Annotated in this window: 22 protein-coding genes and 1 tRNA gene; 13 read left to right on the top strand and 10 right to left on the bottom strand. The window is 72.0% G+C overall.

Annotation, left to right across the window (positions count from 1 at the left end; genetic code table 11):
* Window positions 1-24: 24 nt before the first annotated feature.
* From BJP60_RS06400 to BJP60_RS06380, 5 genes are all read right to left on the bottom strand, one after another.
* Window positions 25-1,323 carry a M20/M25/M40 family metallo-hydrolase gene (locus BJP60_RS06400; RefSeq protein WP_203138381.1) on the bottom strand — a complete coding sequence of 433 codons (1,299 nt, stop codon included), beginning with the start codon at window positions 1,321-1,323 and terminating at the stop codon, window positions 25-27.
* A 75-nt stretch (window positions 1,324-1,398) separates the two neighbouring features.
* Window positions 1,399-1,484: transfer RNA gene (locus tag BJP60_RS06395), tRNA-Leu, on the bottom strand.
* 201 nt (window positions 1,485-1,685) lie between these two features.
* Entirely contained in the window at window positions 1,686-2,759 is a 1,074-nt protein-coding gene (locus BJP60_RS06390; RefSeq protein WP_203138380.1) for a VIT1/CCC1 transporter family protein, read from the bottom strand.
* A gap of 68 nt (window positions 2,760-2,827) precedes the next feature.
* A complete protein-coding gene (locus BJP60_RS06385; RefSeq protein WP_203138379.1) occupies window positions 2,828-3,322 on the bottom strand; it encodes a hypothetical protein in 495 nt (164 codons plus the stop codon).
* A gap of 7 nt (window positions 3,323-3,329) precedes the next feature.
* Window positions 3,330-5,081, bottom strand: coding sequence for a DEAD/DEAH box helicase (locus BJP60_RS06380; RefSeq protein ID WP_203138377.1), 1,752 nt, complete (start codon window positions 5,079-5,081; stop codon window positions 3,330-3,332).
* 106 nt (window positions 5,082-5,187) lie between these two features.
* Between BJP60_RS06380 and BJP60_RS06375 the strand changes: the two genes are divergently transcribed.
* Entirely contained in the window at window positions 5,188-6,015 is an 828-nt protein-coding gene (locus BJP60_RS06375; RefSeq protein ID WP_203138375.1) for an SGNH/GDSL hydrolase family protein, read from the top strand.
* Here the strand turns inward: BJP60_RS06375 and BJP60_RS06370 are convergent, their stop codons facing one another.
* Window positions 6,016-6,825, bottom strand: a complete 810-nt coding sequence (locus BJP60_RS06370; RefSeq protein WP_203139025.1) for a TrmH family RNA methyltransferase — start codon at window positions 6,823-6,825, stop codon at window positions 6,016-6,018. It lies immediately after the preceding gene.
* A 33-nt stretch (window positions 6,826-6,858) separates the two neighbouring features.
* Between BJP60_RS06370 and BJP60_RS06365 the strand changes: the two genes are divergently transcribed.
* The 4 genes from BJP60_RS06365 to BJP60_RS06350 all read left to right on the top strand — a co-directional run bounded on the left by BJP60_RS06365 (window position 6,859) and on the right by BJP60_RS06350 (window position 10,070).
* The gene (locus BJP60_RS06365) at window positions 6,859-7,707 is read left to right on the top strand and encodes a Sir2 family NAD-dependent protein deacetylase (protein WP_203138374.1); all 849 of its coding nucleotides are present in this window, start codon (window positions 6,859-6,861) and stop codon (window positions 7,705-7,707) included.
* Between the two features lie 147 nt (window positions 7,708-7,854).
* The gene (locus BJP60_RS06360) at window positions 7,855-8,436 is read left to right on the top strand and encodes a histidine phosphatase family protein (protein ID WP_203138373.1); all 582 of its coding nucleotides are present in this window, start codon (window positions 7,855-7,857) and stop codon (window positions 8,434-8,436) included.
* A gap of 21 nt (window positions 8,437-8,457) precedes the next feature.
* Entirely contained in the window at window positions 8,458-9,483 is a 1,026-nt protein-coding gene (locus BJP60_RS06355; protein ID WP_203138371.1) for a DNA topoisomerase IB, read from the top strand.
* A 113-nt stretch (window positions 9,484-9,596) separates the two neighbouring features.
* Window positions 9,597-10,070, top strand: coding sequence for an Lrp/AsnC family transcriptional regulator (locus tag BJP60_RS06350; protein WP_203138369.1), 474 nt, complete (start codon window positions 9,597-9,599; stop codon window positions 10,068-10,070).
* A 3-nt stretch (window positions 10,071-10,073) separates the two neighbouring features.
* Here the strand turns inward: BJP60_RS06350 and BJP60_RS06345 are convergent, their stop codons facing one another.
* Entirely contained in the window at window positions 10,074-10,952 is an 879-nt protein-coding gene (locus tag BJP60_RS06345; RefSeq protein WP_203138367.1) for an alpha/beta fold hydrolase, read from the bottom strand.
* Between the two features lie 362 nt (window positions 10,953-11,314).
* Here BJP60_RS06345 and BJP60_RS06340 point away from each other — a divergent pair, with 362 nt between their 5' ends.
* Together BJP60_RS06340 and BJP60_RS06335 are read left to right on the top strand one after the other, a co-directional pair.
* Complete coding sequence (locus BJP60_RS06340; RefSeq protein ID WP_442923418.1) at window positions 11,315-12,052, top strand: 3'-5' exonuclease; 738 nt, start codon at window positions 11,315-11,317, stop codon at window positions 12,050-12,052.
* A 20-nt stretch (window positions 12,053-12,072) separates the two neighbouring features.
* Window positions 12,073-12,303 (top strand): hypothetical protein, encoded by a 231-nt coding sequence (locus tag BJP60_RS06335; protein WP_203138364.1) that lies wholly within the window; start codon window positions 12,073-12,075, stop codon window positions 12,301-12,303.
* 177 nt (window positions 12,304-12,480) lie between these two features.
* Here BJP60_RS06335 and BJP60_RS06330 read toward each other — a convergent pair whose 3' ends face one another.
* Together BJP60_RS06330 and BJP60_RS06325 are read right to left on the bottom strand one after the other, a co-directional pair.
* Window positions 12,481-12,732 (bottom strand): type B 50S ribosomal protein L31, encoded by a 252-nt coding sequence (locus tag BJP60_RS06330; RefSeq protein ID WP_135113515.1) that lies wholly within the window; start codon window positions 12,730-12,732, stop codon window positions 12,481-12,483.
* An 89-nt stretch (window positions 12,733-12,821) separates the two neighbouring features.
* Entirely contained in the window at window positions 12,822-13,604 is a 783-nt protein-coding gene (locus BJP60_RS06325) for an ABC transporter ATP-binding protein (protein ID WP_203138363.1), read from the bottom strand.
* 85 nt (window positions 13,605-13,689) lie between these two features.
* On the opposite strand from BJP60_RS06325, the gene serB reads away from it, so the two are divergent.
* From serB to BJP60_RS06310, 3 genes are all read left to right on the top strand, one after another.
* Window positions 13,690-14,325, top strand: a complete 636-nt coding sequence (gene serB, locus BJP60_RS06320; RefSeq protein ID WP_203138356.1) for a phosphoserine phosphatase SerB — start codon at window positions 13,690-13,692, stop codon at window positions 14,323-14,325.
* 45 nt (window positions 14,326-14,370) lie between these two features.
* Window positions 14,371-14,826 carry a 2'-5' RNA ligase family protein gene (locus BJP60_RS06315; RefSeq protein WP_203138355.1) on the top strand — a complete coding sequence of 152 codons (456 nt, stop codon included), beginning with the start codon at window positions 14,371-14,373 and terminating at the stop codon, window positions 14,824-14,826.
* Window positions 14,827-14,919: 93 nt separating this feature from the next.
* On the top strand, window positions 14,920-15,618 hold the full coding sequence (locus BJP60_RS06310; protein ID WP_203138351.1) for an alpha/beta fold hydrolase: 699 nt from the start codon (window positions 14,920-14,922) through the stop codon (window positions 15,616-15,618).
* Here the strand turns inward: BJP60_RS06310 and fabG are convergent.
* Window positions 15,615-16,334, bottom strand: a complete 720-nt coding sequence (gene fabG / locus BJP60_RS06305) for a 3-oxoacyl-ACP reductase FabG (protein WP_203138350.1) — start codon at window positions 16,332-16,334, stop codon at window positions 15,615-15,617. The two genes, BJP60_RS06310 and fabG, sit on opposite strands and share 4 nt — an antisense overlap.
* A 152-nt stretch (window positions 16,335-16,486) precedes the next feature.
* Between fabG and BJP60_RS06300 the strand changes: the two genes are divergently transcribed.
* Genes BJP60_RS06300 through BJP60_RS06290 form a run of 3 tightly spaced genes read left to right on the top strand, consistent with a single transcriptional unit; the run spans window position 16,487 to window position 17,945 of the window.
* Complete coding sequence (locus BJP60_RS06300) at window positions 16,487-16,876, top strand: DUF3099 domain-containing protein (protein ID WP_238439599.1); 390 nt, start codon at window positions 16,487-16,489, stop codon at window positions 16,874-16,876.
* Entirely contained in the window at window positions 16,873-17,109 is a 237-nt protein-coding gene (locus tag BJP60_RS06295) for a hypothetical protein (protein WP_203138348.1), read from the top strand. Before BJP60_RS06300 ends, BJP60_RS06295 begins: the two co-directional genes overlap by 4 nt.
* Window positions 17,106-17,945, top strand: a complete 840-nt coding sequence (locus tag BJP60_RS06290; RefSeq protein WP_203138347.1) for an SURF1 family cytochrome oxidase biogenesis protein — start codon at window positions 17,106-17,108, stop codon at window positions 17,943-17,945. The genes BJP60_RS06295 and BJP60_RS06290 overlap by 4 nt, the downstream gene beginning before the upstream one ends.
* The last annotated feature ends 3 nt before the right edge of the window (window positions 17,946-17,948 follow it).

Here is a 17,948-nt window from a genome sequence, read left to right as displayed (position 1 = left end):
AGGCGACGCCTCCTGGTCTGCCCGTCAGTACGTGCGGACGAGATCCGTCAGCACGCGCACGCCGAACTCCAGCGCGTCGATCGGCACGCGCTCGTCGACGCCGTGGAACATGCCCGTGAAGTCGAGGTCGGCAGGGAGCTTGAGCGGCGCGAAGCCGTAGCCGTCGATGCCGATCGTCGCGAGCGCCTTGTTGTCGGTTCCCGCGCCGAGCAGGTACGGCAGCACCGGCACGCCGGGGTCGTGCCGGCCGAGCGCGCCGACCATCGCGTCGACCAGCGCGCCCTCGAACGGGATCTCCAGGCCGATGTCGCGATGGAACATTCGGATCTCGATGTCGTCGCCGACGATGCGCTGCACCTCGGCGAGCACGGCCTCCTCCGCGCCCGGCAGGACGCGGATGTCGACCGTCGCCTGCGCGGCGTCCGGGATCACGTTGTGCTTGTAGCCGGCTGTCAGGCCCGTCGGGTTGGTGATGGTGCGGAACGTCGACGCGACGAACGCCGCCGCGGGCCCCGTGCTCGCCGCGAGGGCGTCGGGAGCGGACGCCGGGTCCATCCCGGCGATGTCGGCGATGCCGGCGAGCAGGCGCTCGGTCGTCGCGGTCATCTCGACCGGCCAGTCGGTGGCGCCCAGGCGCGCGACCGCGGCGGCCAGGCGCGTGACGGCGTTGTCGGGATGCACGCGGCTGCCGTGGCCCGCGCGTCCGCGCGCGACGAGCGTGACCCACATCAGCGCCTTCTCCCCCACCTGCAGCAGATACGCGCTGCGGTCGCCGACGGGGATCGAGTAGCCGCCGACCTCGCTGATCGCCTGGGTGGCGCCCGCGAACCAGTCCGGCCGGTCGCGCACCACCAGCTGGGACCCCTCGACGCCGCCGTTCTCCTCGTCCGCGAAGAACGCGAGCACGAGATCGCGCTCGGGCTGCTCGCCGGCGCGCAGGATGTCCCCGACCGCGCCGAGGATCATCGCATCCATGTTCTTCATGTCGACCGCGCCGCGGCCCCACAGCATGCCGTCGCGGATCTCGCCCGCGAACGGGTCGACCGACCAGTCGTCCGCGACCGCGGGCACGACGTCGAGGTGACCGTGCAGCACCAGGGCGGGCTTGTCGCGGTCGCGCCCCGGCACGCGCGCCGCGACGTTCGTGCGGCGCTCGATCGGCTCGTAGTACTCCGGCTCGAGACCGAGGCCCTCGAGGTGCGCGCCGACGTACTCTGCCGCCTCGCGCTCGCCCTTGGCGCGTCCGCCGCCCCAGTTGGTGGTGTCGATCCGGATCAGGTCCTGCGCGATCCGCGCGACCTCGGGCAGCTCAGGCGACGACATGCGTTCAAACCTAGCCCGCGCGGATCGACGCCCGGGAACGACGAAGGCCCCGGATCTCTCCGGGGCCTTCGGTCTGTGCGCGAGGGGGACTTGAACCCCCACGCCCTATACGGGCACTAGCACCTCAAGCTAGCGCGTCTACCTATTCCGCCACCCGCGCAACCGGGTGCCCGACCTTGCGACCGGGGCTGTGATCGCTTTCGCGACCGAAGAGAAACATTACCACGCGCTCAACCGCCCGGCGAATCGCCGTCGCGCCCCGGGCGCGTCCGTCGGCGTGCGGCCCGAGCAGGCGGACACGCCGCGACCGAGCACGGCCGCGCACGCCTGTTCGAGCCGGACATGCCGGTCGCGGGCGGGCGTCAGCCGAGCGTCACGCCGAAGGCGAGGCCGAGCACATACGTCACGGCCGCAGCGCCGTAGCCGATCGCGAGCTGGCGCAGGGCGCGCTTGAGCGGCGAGGCGCCCGACAGCAGCCCGACGGTCGCGCCTGTGCCGAGCAGGGCGATGCCGACGAGCACCAGAGCCACGACGACGGCGGGCACTCCCGTGAGCCCGAGCAGCCACGGCAGCACGGGGATGACCGCGCCGCTCGCGAAGAACAGGAAGCTCGATCCGGCGGCACGCCAGGCGCCGCCGACGACCTCGTGCAGGTCGATGGCCCCCGTGCGGACGGGCACGCGGCCGGCGTGCGCCTCGGCGATCGCCCTGCGGGCGCGGGCGTCGGCCTCCTCCGCGGCCATGCCGCGCGCGCGGTAGACGAGCGCGAGCTCGTTCGAGTCGATGTCGAGGTCCGGCAGCGCACCGTCGCCGTAGGTCCCGGGCTCGGTCGCATCCAGCAGCTCGCGCTGCGAGCGCACCGACACGAACTCCCCCGCGCCCATCGACAGCGCACCCGCGAGCAGGCCCGCGACGCCGCTGAACAGCACGACCTGAGGGGCCACGCCCGTCGCACCGATGCCGAGCACGAGCGCGAGGTTCGACACGAGACCGTCGTTCGCGCCGAACACGGCCGCGCGGAACGTCCCGGAGAGCCGCCGGCGGCCGCGCGCCGCGAGGCCGCGCACGACCTCGTGGTGCACCTTCTCGTCGGCGCGCATGGCCGGCGTCGCGTACTTCTCCCCGTCGTACGGGGAGCGCGCCTCGGCCTGCTGTGCGAGCGCCAGCACGAAGATCGTGCCGAACCGGCCCGCCATCCACCCGAGCATCCGCGTGCGCAGGCTGGCGCGGGGTATGCGGGCCGGCTCGCCGCCGAGCAGGGCGAGCCAGTGCGCCTCGTGGCGCCCCTCCGCGAGGGCGAGCTGCTCGAGGATCGCGCGCTCCTCGCCATCCTTCGTCGCCGCGAGCCGCCGGTACACGTTCGCCTCGGCGCGCTCATCGGCCAGGTACTGCGCCCAACGACGGCGATCGACGGACGTGGCTGCGGGCGCGCTCAAGGGGCCTCCAGGGAGGAAGGGGAAGACGGGATGCCTCCACGCTAGCCAGCAGGCGGCCGGTGCCCGCCTCAGCGATCGGGATTGGCAGGATTTCGGATCCCCGAAGCACCGCCTTTCACCGCCCGGCGCAGCCCGCGCTCCCCCATCCGCATCACCATCCCGTGCGCTGCGGCGAACACCGGCCGCAGCACCGGGCTGAGCATCCGCATCCAGGCGCGCTGCACCGTGACGTCCCACCGGATCTCGATGGCCGACCCGTCGCCCGTCGGTCGGATCCGGATCGCGCCGTGCCCGACCAGATCGCCGCTGCTGTCGGCGTCGAGGGAGGAGTCCGACTCGATCGCGGTGATCCGCAGTGTGCAGCGCAGCCGGTAGCCGAGCGGCGCGCGCACCGCGAGGACGACGGAGGCCCCGGGCGTGAGCGCGGACGCGGGACGCTCGACCCGCACCCCGGGCCACCAGGCGCCGCTGGCCCCCGTGACGGTGCGCTCGATCTCGCGCCAGCAGCGGCCGGGAGGCGCCGGCACCGCCCAGCGGCTCTCGAACGAGTAGTCGGCGCGCACGGGGGGCCTAGGAGCGCACGCGCTTGCGCAGCACGTCGATGCGCGCCTGGAGCTGGGCGACCGTCGCCTTGGAGACCTCGGGACCGCCGCAGCGGCGCCGCAGCTCGGCGTGGATCATGCCGTGCGGCTCGCCGGTCTGACGCGCGTACACGCCGACCAGGCTGTTGAGCAGCTGACGCTGCTCGCGCAGCGTGCGATGCAGCGGCTGCGGCAGCGTCGTGACGGGTTCGTCGCCGAGCTCCGACTCCCGCGCCTCGCGCGCCTGGCGATGCCGGGACTGCCGTGCGACGCGCTGCATCAGGAGCTCGTGCACGTGCTCGGGCTCGAGCAGCCCGGGAAGCCCGATGAACTCCTGCTCCTCGTCCGTGCCGGGCACGGCCAGCTGGCCGAACTCCTTGCCGTCGAACACGACGCGGTCGAAGTGCGCGACCGAGCCGAGCGCCTCGAAGGAGCCCTCCTCCGTCAAGGCGTCGGACGCTTTGTCCTCGCGCTCGGCGGCCTCCAGCAGCGAGTCGTCGAGGCCGTCCTCGTCCTTCTCGCCGCGGTCGAGCACGTGGTCGCGCTGACGCTCCATCTCGTTCGCCAGGGCCATGAGCGTCGGCACGTGCGGCAGGAACACGCTCGCGGCCTCGCCGCGGCGCCGGGCGCGCACGAAGCGCCCGATCGCCTGCGCGAAGAACAGCGGCGTGGAGGACGATGTGGCGTACACGCCGACCGCGAGGCGCGGCACGTCCACGCCCTCGGACACCATGCGCACCGCGACCATCCAGCGATCCGTGCTCTCCGAGAACCGCTCGATGCGCTGGGAGGCCTCGGTGTCGTCCGACAGCACGACGGTCGCGCGCTGGCCCGTGATCGAGTGCAGCAGCTTGGCGTACGCGCGCGCCGCGGTCTGGTCCGTCGCGAGCACGAGGCCGCCGGCGTCCGGGACGTGCTGGCGGATCTCGCTCAGGCGCGCGTCGGCGGATCTCAGAACGGCCGACATCCATTCGCCCTGCGGATCGAGCGCGGTGCGCCACGCCTGCGACGTGATGTCCTTGATGTTGTCCTGGCCGAGGTGCGCCTCGAGCTCGTCGCCGGCGCGCGTGCGCCACTTCATGTGCCCCGAGTAGACGTGGAACAGCACGGGCCGGACGACGCCGTCGGCCAGCGCGCGGCCGTAGCCGTACGCGTAGTCGGTGATCGAGGTGCGCAGGCCCTGGGCGTCGGGCGCGTACTCGACGAACGGGATCGGGGCGTCGTCGCTGCGGAACGGCGTGCCGCTCAGGAGCAGGCGGCGCCGCGCGGGACCGTACGCCTCGCGCAGCGCGTCGCCCCAGCTCAGCGCCTCGCCGCCGTGGTGCACCTCGTCGAGGATCACGAGCGTGCGGCCGCCCTCGGTCAGCGCGCGGTGCACGGCCGCCTTCACCGCAACCTGCGCATACGTCACCACGACGCCGTGATACTGACGAGAGAACGTCGTGTGGTGGTTGCGGAACGCGGGATCGAGCCGGATGTGCGCGCGCGCCGCGGCATCCGCCCACTGCGTCTTGAGGTGCTCGGTCGGCGCGACCACGATGATCCTGTCGACCTCGCGTGTGCGCAGCAGCTCACCGGCGAGCGTCAAGGCGAACGTGGTCTTTCCGGCGCCCGGCGTGGCCGCCACGAGGAAGTCGCGCTTGTCGGCCTCGAAGTAGGCGTCGAGCGCCTCCTGCTGCCAGGCGCGCAGCTTGCCGGCGGTGCCCCAGGGCGCTCTCTGCGGATAGGACGGTGACAGCATGGGGTTCCAGGGTAACGGCCCCCTCCGACCTTCGGCCGAGCCCCGGCGCGTCCGGCGTGCGGCGTAGTCTGCTGGGCGTCCCGCTCCCGTCCCCGCAGGAGGATCCATGTCCGATGACGCTGTCCGCAGTCCGTTCGTGGCGAACCCGGAGCCCCACCCGTGGCGACGCTTCGTCGCGATCGGCGACTCGTTCACGGAGGGCATCGGCGACCCGGAGCCCGGCTCGCCCGGCGGGCACCGCGGCTGGGCGGACCGCGTCGCCGAGGTGCTGTCCCGCCAGGTCGAGGACTTCGCGTACGCCAACCTTGCGGTGCGCGGGCGCCTGATCGCGCAGATCGTCGACGAGCAGATCGAGCCGGCCATGGCGCTCAAGCCCGACCTCGTGACGTTCTGTGCGGGCGGCAACGACGTCATCCGGCCCGGCGGCGATCCGGACGAGGTCGCGTCGCTGTTCGAGAGCGCCGTCGAGCGGCTCGGCAGCGGGGGCGCGACGGTCGTGATCTTCACCGGCATCGACACGCGCTTCACGCCTGTCTTCCGTCCGCTGCGGGGTCGCGTCGCGATCTACAACGAGAACCTGCGCGCGATCGCCGATCAGTACGACTGCATCGTGGCGGATCAGTGGGCCCTGAAGTCGATCCAGGACATGCGGTTCTTCGACGACGACCGGCTGCACATGAACCCGCTCGGCCACCACGAGGTCGCCCGCATGGTGCTGCGCGCGCTCAACGTGCCGAACGACCTGCAGCCCATGCAGCCGGACCCGCTCCCGCCGTCGACGTGGCGGCAGGCGCGCGCGCACGACCTCGTGTGGGCGCGCACCCACCTCGTGCCGTGGGTGCTGCGGCGCCTGCGACACCAGTCCTCGGGCGATAACGTCACGGCGAAGCGTCCCGAGGCCGTGCCGCTCGGCACGATCAAGCCGCTCGTCTGATCAGCCGCGCCGGCCGCGGCTCACGGCCCACAGCGCGACGGCGCTGGCGGAGGCCACGTTGAGCGAGTCGACGCCGCCCGACATCGGGATCGTCACGACCGAGTCTGCCGCCGCCAGCGCCCGCCGCGACAGTCCGTCTCCCTCGGCACCCATCAGCAGCGCCACCCGCGCCGGCGGATCTGCGGCGAAGTCGTCGAGGGAGACGGCGTCCTCGGCGAGCGCGAGCGCGGCGATGTGGAACCCCGCCTCGTGCAGCTGCTCACGGGCCTCGGGCCATTCGGGAAGACGCGTCCACGGCACCTGGAACACCGTTCCCATGCTCACCCGCACGCTGCGCCGGTAGAGCGGATCGGCGCAGCGCGGCGTCACGAGCACGGCGTCCGCTCCGAGGCCTGCGGCAGCGCGGAACGCCGCGCCCACGTTCGTGTGGTCGACGATGTCCTCCAGGATGACCGCGAGTCGGGCCCCGGCGAGGACGTCGGCGACCGCTCTGGGCTCGGGCCGGTGCATCGCGGCCAGCACACCGCGGTGCACCGCGTAGCCCGTGACGCCCTCCGCGACGGCGGCGGGCACGACGTACACCGGCACGTCGTCGTGCCCCGCGAGCACATCCGTCAGCTCGGGCACCCAGCGCCCCTGCGTCAGCACCGAGCGCGGCCGGTGCCCCGCAGCGAGCGCGCGCGCGAGCACCTTCGCCGACTCGGCCATGTAGAGCCCGCCCTCGGGCTCGAGGACGCGCCGCAGCGCGACGTCGGTCAGATCGCGGTAGTCCGCGAGCCGGGGATCGCCTGGGTCGTCGATGGGGAACATCTGCACGTAACAAGCATTGCCTAGACTCTCTGCGTGCCCGTGCCCCACCTCGACGACCACACGACCGCGGATCTCGGCCGCGCGGTCGAGGCCCTCGCCGGCCGCCGCGTCGCCGTGCTGACCGGCGCCGGGGTCTCGACCGATTCGGGCATCCCCGACTACCGCGGTCAGGGTGCGCCCCGTCGCACTCCCATGACCGCGCAGACCTTCCTGAGCGATGAGGCCGCGCGACGCCGGTACTGGGTCGGCTCGCATCTGGGCTGGCGGGCGTTCACGGCCGCGGCGCCGAACCCCGGGCACGAGGCGCTCGCGGAACTGGAGCGTGAGGGCATCGCCACCGGCGTCATCACGCAGAACGTGGACGGCCTGCACCTGCGGGCCGGCAGCCACCGCGTCGTCGAGCTGCACGGCACGATGCGCCGGGTCTTCTGCACGCACTGCGGCCAGGTCTTCGACCGCCGCGACATCGCCGAACGGCTCGAGCAGACCAATCCCTGGATCACCGTGCCGGAGAACGTCAAGCTCGGCCCCGACGGCGACGTGCTTCCCGAGACCGCCGAGGGGTTCGTGATCCCGGAGTGCACGGTGTGCGGCGGCATGCTCAAGCCCGACGTCGTCTTCTTCGGCGAGTTCATCCCGGCCGAGAAGTTCCGCGAGGCCGAGCAGCTGCTGTACAGCAGCCAGGCGCTGCTGATCGCCGGGTCCTCGCTGGCGGTCAACTCGGGCATCCGCTTCGTCGAGCGGGCGCGACGGCGCAAGATGCCGGTCGTGATCGTCAACCGCGGCGAGACCCGCGCGGACAATCGCGCGACCGTGCGCATCGAGGCCGGCACGACCGAGGTGCTCGGCGAACTCGCCCGCGCGCTCCCCGCCGCCCGCTGATCGCCGCACGCCGAGCCTCGCCTCAGGATCACGCCACGTTTCGACTCGTCGCTGCGCTCCTCGCTCAACGACCAGTAGGCGGCTCGCTGCGCCCGCTGATCGCCGCACGCCGAGCCTCGCCTCAGGATCACGCCATACGATCGGAGGGTGACTCTCCTCGCACTCGTCCGCCACGGCCAGACCGACTGGAACTTCGAGCTGCGGATCCAGGGCCGCACCGACATCCCCCTCAACGACACGGGCCGCGCGCAGGCGCTGCTCGCGGCCGAGACGCTGCGGGACGGCGGATGGACGCGCATCACCTCGAGCACGCTGCAGCGCGCGAAGGAGACGGCGCAGATCATCGCCGACGAGCTCGGACTCGACGCCCCCGACACGCACGAGGGACTGGTCGAGCGTGACTACGGAGTCGGCGAGGGCTCGCTCGTGGCCGACTTCCACGAGCGCTACCCCACGGGCGAGGCCCCCGACAGCGAACCGGTGGAGAAGGTCGCCGAGCGCGCGCTGCGGGCCGTGAGCGAGGTGGCGGACGAGGCCGGAGACCGGCCGACGATCATGGTGGCGCACGGCGGCGTGATCCGCGCCCTGCTGCGGATCGCCACCGACGGCGCGCTGCCCCGCCAGGGCGAGCGCATCGAGAACGCCTCCGTGACCGTGTTCCGCTTCACCCCCGAGGACGGTCTCACCCTGGAGTCGTCGTCGCTGGTGACGCCGGAGGTCGGGGCGTAACAGCCCCGGACCGATACCCGCATGGTGCGCCTGCGCCGCTCCTCCCCCGCTCAGCCGGGGTGGACGCGCCGCGCCGTCGGCCGCAACTTCTCGTACCGGGACCAGAACGGCGACCGCCTTCCCGAGGAGGACGTGGAGCGCATCCGGTCGCTCGCGATCCCGCCCGCGTGGAAGGACGTGTGGATCTGCCCCTACCCGAACGGGCATCTGCAGGCCGTCGGCACGGATGACGCCGGTCGCCGCCAGTACCTCTATCACCCCGAGTGGCGTACGCGCCGCGACGCCGCCAAGTTCGACCGCGTGCTCGACTTCGGCCGTGCGCTGGGTGCCGCGCGGGAGCGGGTGCGCGACGATCTCGCACAGGACGGCATGCCGCTCGAGCGCGCGTGTGCGCTCGCGGTGCGGCTGCTGGATCTCGGGTGCTTCCGCATCGGCAACGACGTCTACGCCGACACGAACGGAAGCTTCGGCCTGACCACCCTGCGTCGCGATCACGTCACGCGGCACGGGCGAGCGCTCGTGTTCGCGTTCACGGGCAAGTCGGGCGTCGACCACCGGATCGAGATCGAGGACGAGCCCGTCACCGCCGCCGTCGAGACCCTGCGGCGCCGCCGTGACGAATCCGAGACGCTGCTCGCCTGCCGCAACGGCACGTGGCGCACCCTGACGTCCGCCATGGTCAACGAGTACGTGCGCGAGATCACGGGGATGGACGCGACCGCGAAGGACTTCCGCACGTGGCACGCCACCGTGCTCGCCGCGGCGGAGATCGCCGCCGGCGCCGACGAGCTCGAGCGCTCCGGCCGCGGCGGCGTCACGCGACGTCGCCGCATCGTGACCGACGCGATGCGCGAGGTCGCCGACTTCCTCGGGAACACGCCGACGCTCGCCCGCACGTCCTACGTGGATCCGCGCGTGGTGTCGGCGTTCGAGGAGGGCCGCACGATCTCGCGCGCCGTGCGCCGCTCCTTCGACTCCTTCGACGAGCGTCAACTCGCCCTGGAGCGCGCCACGCGCCGACTCATCCGTGAGGTCGACGAGGCCTGATCGGATCGCTGAGGGTGAGCCCGCGAGAGGCAGGCCAGGGCGCGCAATCGATCCGATAACGACTGAGCAGGATGCGCAAGCACGCCCGCGACATACTGCTAATGTCTCGCACTATGGCTTCCCTGGATCACGTCGACCTCGAGCTGCTTGCCGCGCTCAGCGAGGACCCGCGCGCCACCGTCGTGGCGCTCGCGGAGCGCCTGCGCCTGTCGCGCAACACCGTTCAGGCCCGCATGGCGCGCCTCGACAAGGCCGGCGTGTTCCGCTCGTTCGAACGCTCGATCTCCACCTCGGCCCTCGGCTTCCCGCTCGAGGCGTTCCTCGCGATCGGCGTGCGCCAGGTCGACCTGCCCCGTATCACGGACGCGCTCGCATCCGTTCCCGAGGTCGTCCAGGTGCACGGCCTGTCGGGTCAGACCGATCTGCTCGCGCTCGTCGCGTGCCGCGACGCCCGTCACCTGTTCGACGTGGACGCGCGCATCCTGGGCATCGAGGGCGTCGAGCGCACCGAGACGTCCCTCGTGATGAGCGAGGCCGTTCCCTACCGGGTGAGCGGCCTGATGCAGCTCGCGCGCCGCGAGCCGTAACCCTCACGCCAGGAAGGCGCGGATCGCCTCGGCCGCCTCGGCCGGCTTCTCGTAGTGGATCAGGTGGCCGACGCCCGAGATCTCCACGAGACGCCCATCCGCGAAGCGCGTCGCGAGCGCGCGCTCCGCCTCGATGGGCGTGATGTCGTCGCGATCCGCGGCGACGAGCAGGGTCGGCACCGTGATCCGCTCCGCGTACTGGCTGACGTCGTGCGACACGCTCGTGACGAACGCATCGTGCAGCACGTCCCGGTCGGCGAAGTTGGAGAAGTAGCGGTCGTGCTGGTCGTGGATGAATGCGCGCAGGCCGCGCTCGCGCGTCTTCGCCATGGCGATCGACATGACGCGGACGATGATCCTCGTGCGCAGCAGCCACGTCCCGATCGCGCGCGGCAGCCGGGCGCCCGCCCAGTAGTAGAAGATCGCGAGCCGGGTCAGGACGCCGCGCGGCCCTTCGAGCGCCGGCGCGCCGATCGGGTTGATGAGGATCAGCCGGGGCGTCGTCAGTCCGCGTGCGATCGCGGCGGACGACACGATGGACCCGAACGAGTGGCCGAGGATGACGCTGTCCGGCGCGACCGCGGCATGGAAGGCGTCGAGCCAGTCGGCGTATGCCTCGATGTCGTGGCGCCGGCCCGGCAGCGGGGGCGTCTCGCCGAAACCCGGCAGGTCGGGCATGATCACGCGCATGCCGGGGAGATGCGCGACGACCGGCTCGAGACCGTGGTGCTCGCCGCGGAAGCCGTGCACGGCGACGACCGTGGTTACCGCGTCGTCCGGGCCGTACGTCCAGTAGGCGGTGCGGCCGCCGAGGACGTCCACCTCGCGTCGCACGACGGGGATCTCGGACAGGCGGGCAGAGTAGGGCGACGCGACGGGCACGGCTCGAGTCTACGGAGGCGGGTCTGGGGCTCTGCCGGGGTGGCTCCCGGGTGATGTCGGCACCGCGCCCTACGGTGTGGAACATGACGAGGTCGTGGCCGGATCCGCCCCCGCTGTTCGAGCTGGATGAGCTGGACGACCCCGGCGAGACGACCACGTGGATCCCGCGCGTCGATGAGGACGCCTCCCCCGAGGACGCCGTCGCCTCCGGATCGCCGGTTGCGCCCGACGCGACGGGCGACGCGGACGCCCGCGAGAGCGATGTCGCTGCCGTCGTCGAGGTCCAGACCGTCGTCGAGGTCCAGACGTGCGCCGAGGTCGGGACCGTCGTCGAGGTCGAATCCGTGATCCAGGTCGAGACCGTGGTCGAGAGCCGCGTCGAGGTCGAGACGGTCGTCGAGGTGACGCCGGATCGCTGGACGAGCCGGATCGGCGTGTTCGATCTCGAGACGACGGGCGTCGACGTCACGCAGGACCGGATCGTCACGGCCTATGTCGGGCTGCTCGACGCGACGGGACGCGTCATCCACGAGGAGCACTGGCTGGCCGACCCCGGCATGGACATCCCGGAGGGCGCGACCGCCGTGCACGGCATCACGACCGCGCATGCTCGAGCCCATGGACGTCCCGCGGCCGAGGTGGTGGCGGAGGTCACGGCGGCACTGCGCACCCTGCTCTCGGCCGGCATCCCGGTGGTCGCATACAACGCGGCCTACGACTTCTCGCTGCTGAAGTGCGAGGGCGATCGGCACGGACTGCAGCCGCTGGACTCCCCCGCGCCCGTGATCGATCCGCTCGTGATCGACAAGACCCTCGACCGCTATCGCAAGGGCAAGCGCACTCTCGACGTCGTCGCGGCGCACTATGCGGTGCCGCTCGATGCGGCGCACGAGGCGTCCGCCGACGCCATCGCCGCCGGCCGCGTGGCGCTCGCGCTGGCCGAGCGCTTCGCCGACCGCCTGCCCGACGACGTGCTCGAGCTGCACACGCGTCAGATCGGCTGGGCGCGCGAGCAGGCCGAGAGCCTGACGGAGTACTTCATCAGCATCGGCCGGCTCGAGCCCTCCGAGGCCCTCAACGGCACGTGGCCCGTCCGCTGACGGCGGCGTAGCCTCGCTCCATGACGCGGGACGACGGCATGGAGCGGCTGCGGCGCAAGTACCCGCTGCAGGGCGCCGGCTCGGCGATGGACGCGGTCTGGCGGCCGTCCGCGCACGACGCCGACATGGAGGCCCAGTCGCTGAAGATCGTCCCCGTTCCGGCACCCAGCCCCGACAAGGGTCCCGGCGTCCTCGACTTCGACAACGGCACGATCGAGATCACCGTCGACGAGTCACCCCGGTCCGGCTGATCCGTCGTCCTCGGCGGTGCGGCCAGCCGCGCAGCGCGTCCGTCCCACGAGACCTCATCTCCGCGGCGAGACATCACAGCTCGGCGATGTCTCGTCGCCCAGATGAGGTCTCGCGACGGACGTGGAGCGGAAAAGCGAAAGACCCCGCCGGAGCGGGGTCTTTCGGGAGAACGCGGCTTACTTGGAGCCGAAGTTCTTGAAGCGCTGGTTGAACTTCTCGACGCGGCCGGCCGAGTCCATGATGCGCTGCTTGCCCGTGTAGAACGGGTGCGACGCCGACGAGATCTCGACGTCGATCACCGGGTACTCGACGCCGTCGAGCTCGATGGTCTTGTCGCTGGTCACGGTCGAACGGGTGAGGAAGGTCTCGCCCGAACCGAGGTCGCGGAACACGACCGCCTTGTACTCGGGGTGGATGTCAGTCTTCATGGGGTCCTTGCCAAGAGGTTTCGAAAGTCTTCCGGTGCTTGGGCACCAGCGAACGAGTCTACCAGATGCGGGCGCTGCCTCGGTCCGGGTCAGTGGGCGCGGGCCGCGTAGCGGCCGTCGTCCTCGCTGAGCTTGATCTGCACGCCGAACGTCTCCGACAGGTTCTCCTCCGTGAGGGTCTCCGCGAGAGGGCCCGCCGCGACGGCCTTGCCGTCGCGCAGCAGCAGCACGTGCGTGAAGCCCGGCGGGATCTCCTCGACGTGGTGCGTGACCATGACGAGCGCGGGCGTGACGGGCGACTTGGCGTACTCGCTCAGCAGGCCGACGAGCACCTCGCGCGAGCCGAGGTCGAGGCTCGCGGTGGGCTCGTCCAGCAGCAGCAGCTCGGGGTCGGTCATGATCGCGCGGGCGACCTGCACGCGCTTCTGCTCGCCCTCGCTCAGCGTGCCGAAGGTGCGGTCGGCGAGGTGGTCGAGGCGCCACTCCTGCAGCACGCGCAGCGCGCGGCGCTCGTCGATGTTCTCGTACTGCTCGTTCCAGCGGCCGAGCACCGAGTACGCAGCGGTGAGCACCGCGTTCAGCACGGTCTCGTCCGCGGGGATCCGGCGCGCGAGAGCCGCCGACGCGAAGCCGATGCGCGGACGCAGCTCGAACACGTCCGTGCGCCCCAGCCGCTCGTCCAGGATGTCGACGGTGCCCGACGTCGGGTGGATCAGCGTGTCGGCGAGCTGCAGGATCGTCGTCTTGCCGGCGCCGTTCGGCCCGAGCACGACCCAGCGCTCGTCGTCGTTCACCGCCCACGTGAGACCGTCCACGATGTTCCGGCCTTCTCGGCGGACGACGACGTCTTGGAAGGAGAGCACAGGGGGCATGCGGCAAGCCTACTCATCCGTGCGGTGAGGCCCCGGCGGACGCGCGGGCCGGGCAGACGCCCTCGGACCGGTACGCTCGACACTCGTGACCGCGCGCCTCCTCGTCGTCCTCGATGCCGATTCCACGCTGATCCGGAACGAGGTCATCGAGCTCATCGCGGACGAGGTCGGGCGGGGCGCGGAGGTGGCCGCGGCGACCGAGGCGGCGATGCGCGGCGAGGTCGACTTCGCGCAGAGCCTGCGCTCCCGCGTGCGCGAGCTGCGGGGCGCGCCCGTCGCGTCGTTCGCTCACGTGCGGGCGCGGATCGAGCCGACGCCGGGTGTCACGGCGCTGATCGACGCGGTGCACGCGCGCGACGGGCTCGTCGGCGTGGTCTCGGGAGGGTTCCACGAGATCCTCGACGACCTGGCGCCGCACCTGGGGGTCGACCTGTGGCGCGCCAACCGACTCGTCGCCTCGGACGGCGCGCTCACCGGCGAGCTCGACGGGCCGATCGTCGACGCCGCGGCGAAGCGCGAGTGGATGGCGCGCTGGGCCGAGGAGCACGGTGTGCCGCTCGCCCGTACGATCGCGATCGGCGACGGCGCCAACGACCTCCTGATGCTCGAGGCCGCGGGCCTGGGCCTCGCGTTCAACGCCAAGCCCGCCGTGCGCCGCTCCGCTCCCCTGGTGATCGGCCCCGTCGACCTCGCCCAGGTCATTCCCCTGCTGCCGAACTGACCGCCGCGCATGTCCCCGGCCGCCTTGCGCTCATAGGGTGAGCCCATGAAGGCCGCCCTCATCGTGCCGGTTCCGGAGCTCGCCGCCGTCGATGCTCATCGCGCCGCGCTGGATCCGTCGCACGCTTCGGGCGTGCCGCCGCACGTGACCATCATGTTCCCCTTCGGCACGCCCGACGAGATCGGGGTCGCCGGCATCGCGCGCCTCGCACAAGCGATCCAGGACGTCACGGCGTTCGAGGCGTCCTTCACGTTCGTCGGCTGGTTCGGTCAAGACGTGGCATGGCTGCGGCCGCGCGACGACTCGGGCTTCCGGCGCCTGACCTCCGCGGTGCAGGCGGCGTTCCCCGAGTTCGAGCCATACGAAGGGGCCCACGACGACGTCGTGCCGCACCTCACGATCGGTACCGTGCCGCCGGCACAGCACCATACGCTGCGTGCGGCCATCGGAGAGGTCGAGCGGGCTCTTCCCCTCCGCACGTTCGTGGACGCGATCCACTAGGGGGTCTTGACGGACCAGACCGCCTCGTGGACGGTGCGGCACCGGCTGCGGCTCGCCGCTCCGGATGTCGGGGGCCGCCCCTAGCCTGTGGGCATGGCAGACATCATCCTCATCCCCGGACTCTGGCTCGACGCCGCGTCGTGGGACGCTGTCGTTCCCGAACTCGAAGCCGCGGGGCACCGCGCGCACCCGCTCACGCTCCCCGGCGTCGGGGCACCCGCATCCGAATCCGCGGACATCGGCATCGCCGACTGGGTCGACGCCGTTGTCGAGCGAGTCGACGCGGCGGAGGGACCGGTCGTGGTCGTCGGGCACTCGGGCGGCGGAAACGTCGCGTGGGGCGTCGCGGACCGCCGGCCCGACAAGGTGGCGCGCGTCGTCCTGGTGGACACCATGCCGCCGCCGTCCGGATTCGGGATCTCGGAGTTCCCCGTGGTCGACGGCGTCGTGCCGTTCCCCGGATGGGACTTCTTCGGCGAGGACGCCGCCGACCTCGATGCCCAGACGCGCCAGCGCACGGCACTGCGGGCCAAGCCTGTGCCGGCCCGGGTGCCGACGGATGCGCTGCAGCTCGGCGACGACCGCCGGTTCGCGGTGCCGGTCACGGTGCTCGCGGGCGCCCAGAACGAGGCCGAGCTGCGCGAGATGCTCGCGGCGTGGCCCGCGTGGGGCGAGACATTCGACGCGATCGAGTCGGTCGAGGTCGTCACGCTCGGCACGCGGCACTGGCCCCAGTTCTCGAAGCCGGACGTCCTCGCCGCGGAGATCGTGAAGGCCGCGGCGCGGGCTTAGTGCCCCATGCCGAGGCCGCCGTCGACGGGGATCACGGCACCGGAGATGTACGCGGCGTCGTCCGACGCGAGCCAGGTCACGGCCGCGGCGACCTCGTCGGCGCTGCCGTAGCGGCCCGCGGGGATCGACTTGCGGTACTCGGCCTGCAGTTCCTCGGACAGCTCCGCGGTCATGTCGGTCTCGATGAACCCGGGGGCCACGACGTTCGCGGTGATGCCGCGCGCGCCGAGCTCGCGGGTGAGCGAACGCGCGAAGCCGACGAGCGCGCTCTTGGACGACGAGTAGTTGATCTGCCCGGCGGAGCCGAGAAGGCCCACGACGCTCGAGATCAGGATGACCCGGCCGAAGCGCGCCTTCAGCATGCCCTTCGAGGCGCGCTTGACCACGCGGAAGGAACCGCCGAGGTTGGTCGCGACGACGCTGTCGAAGTCGTCCTCGCTCATCCGCAGCAGCAGCGTGTCCTTCGTGATGCCCGCGTTGGCCACGACGACCTCGACCGGGCCGAGCTGCTGCTCGACCTCGGTGAACGCCGCATCGACCGCGGCCGCATCCGTGACATCGGCGCGCACCGTCAGCGTCCCCTCGGGACCCTCGCCGCTACGAGCGGTCACAGCGACGCGGTAGCCCTCCTTCACGAACCGCTCGGCGATCGCACGGCCGATGCCACGGTTGCCGCCGGTGACGAGGACGACACGGCCGGAATTGTCGGTGCTCACGATGCTGCTCTCCTGTCGATGACGATCCTGGCAAGCCTACTTTCGACGCGGGCATGCGGCCGGGTGCCGGTGCCCACAAGCCTCCCGACTCACGGCTGTACCCGGGGAACAGCGGCGTAGTCTTGAGGGATCGCACGGATTGGTTGAATCCCTTGAACGCCTCCCGCAAAGAGCACTCCGCCCAGTCGGCGACGTCACTGCCCGTCGCTCCGGCAGACGACGCGGGCGCGCGCGTGCGCAACTACCTGCTCACCATGGGCATCCGCATCGCGTGCCTGCTGCTGATGGTGCTCGTCACCCCGTACGGCTGGTACAGCTTCGTCTTCGCCGCGGGGGCGATCTTCCTGCCGTACTTCGCCGTGGTCGGCGCCAACGCCGCCAGCGCCCGCAGCGCAGTCGGCGCCGTGCATCCCGAGGCCGCGGCGATCGAGGCGGCCGCTCCGGAAGCCGAGCGGCAGGAGGAGCGCCCCACGCCGCCCACGGTCATCCGGATCACCGAGTCGCCGCGGAAGCCGGCCGAAGGCGGGCCGGACCGCACATGATCGGTGCCCTTCTCGGCGGCGGAGGACCCGCCGCCCCCATCTGCTCGCGCGCCGGCTGCGGCGAGACGGCGACGTGGTCGATCGCGTGGCGCAATCCGAAGATCCACACGGCCGACCGGCGCAAGGTGTGGCTGGCGTGCGACGAGCACGTCGGCTATCTGCGCGAGTTCCTCGCCGCGCGCGACTTCCCGCTCGAGGTGTCGGCCGGCATCCCCACGGGAGGCGACGCATGAGCCCCTTCTCCCGCAATCGCGGCGTGCGCTGGAGCGTCTACGCGCTGATCGCCGTGCTGTTCGCCGTCGCGTGCGGCTTCCTCTCGCACTGGCAGTTCTCGCGCAACGAGGAGCGCGCGACGATGCTCGAGCTCGTCGCCGCGAACTACGACGCCCCGCCGCTCGCGGCGGAGGACGTGCTCGATCGCGGCTACTCCCCCGACGAGGAGTGGCACCCCATCCGGCTGACCGGGCGGTACCTGTCGGACGACCAGCTGCTCGTGCGCAACCGCGCCCAGGGCGGAACGAGCGCGTTCGAGGTGCTCGTTCCGTTCGAGCTGACGGACGGCCGGATCGTCACGATCGACCGCGGCTGGGTCCCGCCGGGCGAGGATACGGTGCCCGACAGCGTGCCCGCTGCCCCGGAGGGCGAGGTCACGGTGATCGCCCGCATGCGTCCGAGCGAGTCGCTGCCCTCCTCGGGCCGCACCGCGCCCGAGGGTCAGCTGCCCACGATCCATCTGCCGTCCGTCGCGGCGATCACGGGCCCGCAGACCGAGACGGACTTCTACGGGCTGATGGTGAGCGAGGACCCGGCTCCGGCGACGCGACCCGCCGAACTCGCCGCCCCCACGGACGATCCGGGCCCGCACCTGTCGTATGCGATCCAGTGGATCCTCTTCGCGATCATGGGCTTCGTGTTCATCGCGTACATGATCCGGACCGAGATCCGGGCCCGCCGCGAGGACGCGGCCGACCCGGATCCGGACGAGGACGACGCCCCGCGCCCCGCGAAGCGGCGCCGGCGGGATCGCGATGCCGACGAGGAGGACGCGCTCCTCGACGCGGGCGCCTGAGGG

The organism is Microbacterium sp. JZ31 (assembly GCF_016805985.1).
Classification (GTDB): Bacteria; Actinomycetota; Actinomycetes; order Actinomycetales; family Microbacteriaceae; genus Microbacterium.
Note: the sequence above shows the minus strand (reverse complement) of the source record. Positions and strands in the feature narration are given on the sequence as shown.

Excerpts from the sequence above, each read along its gene's own strand:
- BJP60_RS06330 (WP_135113515.1), bottom strand. The coding sequence starts at position 12,732 with ATGAAGACTGACATCCACCCCGAGTACAAGGCGGTCGTGTTCCGCGAC.
- BJP60_RS06290 (WP_203138347.1), top strand. The coding sequence starts at position 17,106 with ATGAGCCCCTTCTCCCGCAATCGCGGCGTGCGCTGGAGCGTCTACGCG.
- BJP60_RS06370 (WP_203139025.1), bottom strand. The coding sequence starts at position 6,825 with ATGTTCCCCATCGACGACCCAGGCGATCCCCGGCTCGCGGACTACCGC.
- BJP60_RS06325 (WP_203138363.1), bottom strand. The coding sequence starts at position 13,604 with ATGCCCCCTGTGCTCTCCTTCCAAGACGTCGTCGTCCGCCGAGAAGGC.
- BJP60_RS06375 (WP_203138375.1), top strand. The coding sequence starts at position 5,188 with ATGTCCGATGACGCTGTCCGCAGTCCGTTCGTGGCGAACCCGGAGCCC.
- BJP60_RS06355 (WP_203138371.1), top strand. The coding sequence starts at position 8,458 with ATGGTGCGCCTGCGCCGCTCCTCCCCCGCTCAGCCGGGGTGGACGCGC.
- BJP60_RS06310 (WP_203138351.1), top strand. The coding sequence starts at position 14,920 with ATGGCAGACATCATCCTCATCCCCGGACTCTGGCTCGACGCCGCGTCG.
- BJP60_RS06400 (WP_203138381.1), bottom strand. The coding sequence starts at position 1,323 with ATGTCGTCGCCTGAGCTGCCCGAGGTCGCGCGGATCGCGCAGGACCTG.
- BJP60_RS06315 (WP_203138355.1), top strand. The coding sequence starts at position 14,371 with ATGAAGGCCGCCCTCATCGTGCCGGTTCCGGAGCTCGCCGCCGTCGAT.
- BJP60_RS06295 (WP_203138348.1), top strand. The coding sequence starts at position 16,873 with ATGATCGGTGCCCTTCTCGGCGGCGGAGGACCCGCCGCCCCCATCTGC.
- BJP60_RS06335 (WP_203138364.1), top strand. The coding sequence starts at position 12,073 with ATGACGCGGGACGACGGCATGGAGCGGCTGCGGCGCAAGTACCCGCTG.
- BJP60_RS06350 (WP_203138369.1), top strand. The coding sequence starts at position 9,597 with ATGGCTTCCCTGGATCACGTCGACCTCGAGCTGCTTGCCGCGCTCAGC.
- BJP60_RS06380 (WP_203138377.1), bottom strand. The coding sequence starts at position 5,081 with ATGCTGTCACCGTCCTATCCGCAGAGAGCGCCCTGGGGCACCGCCGGC.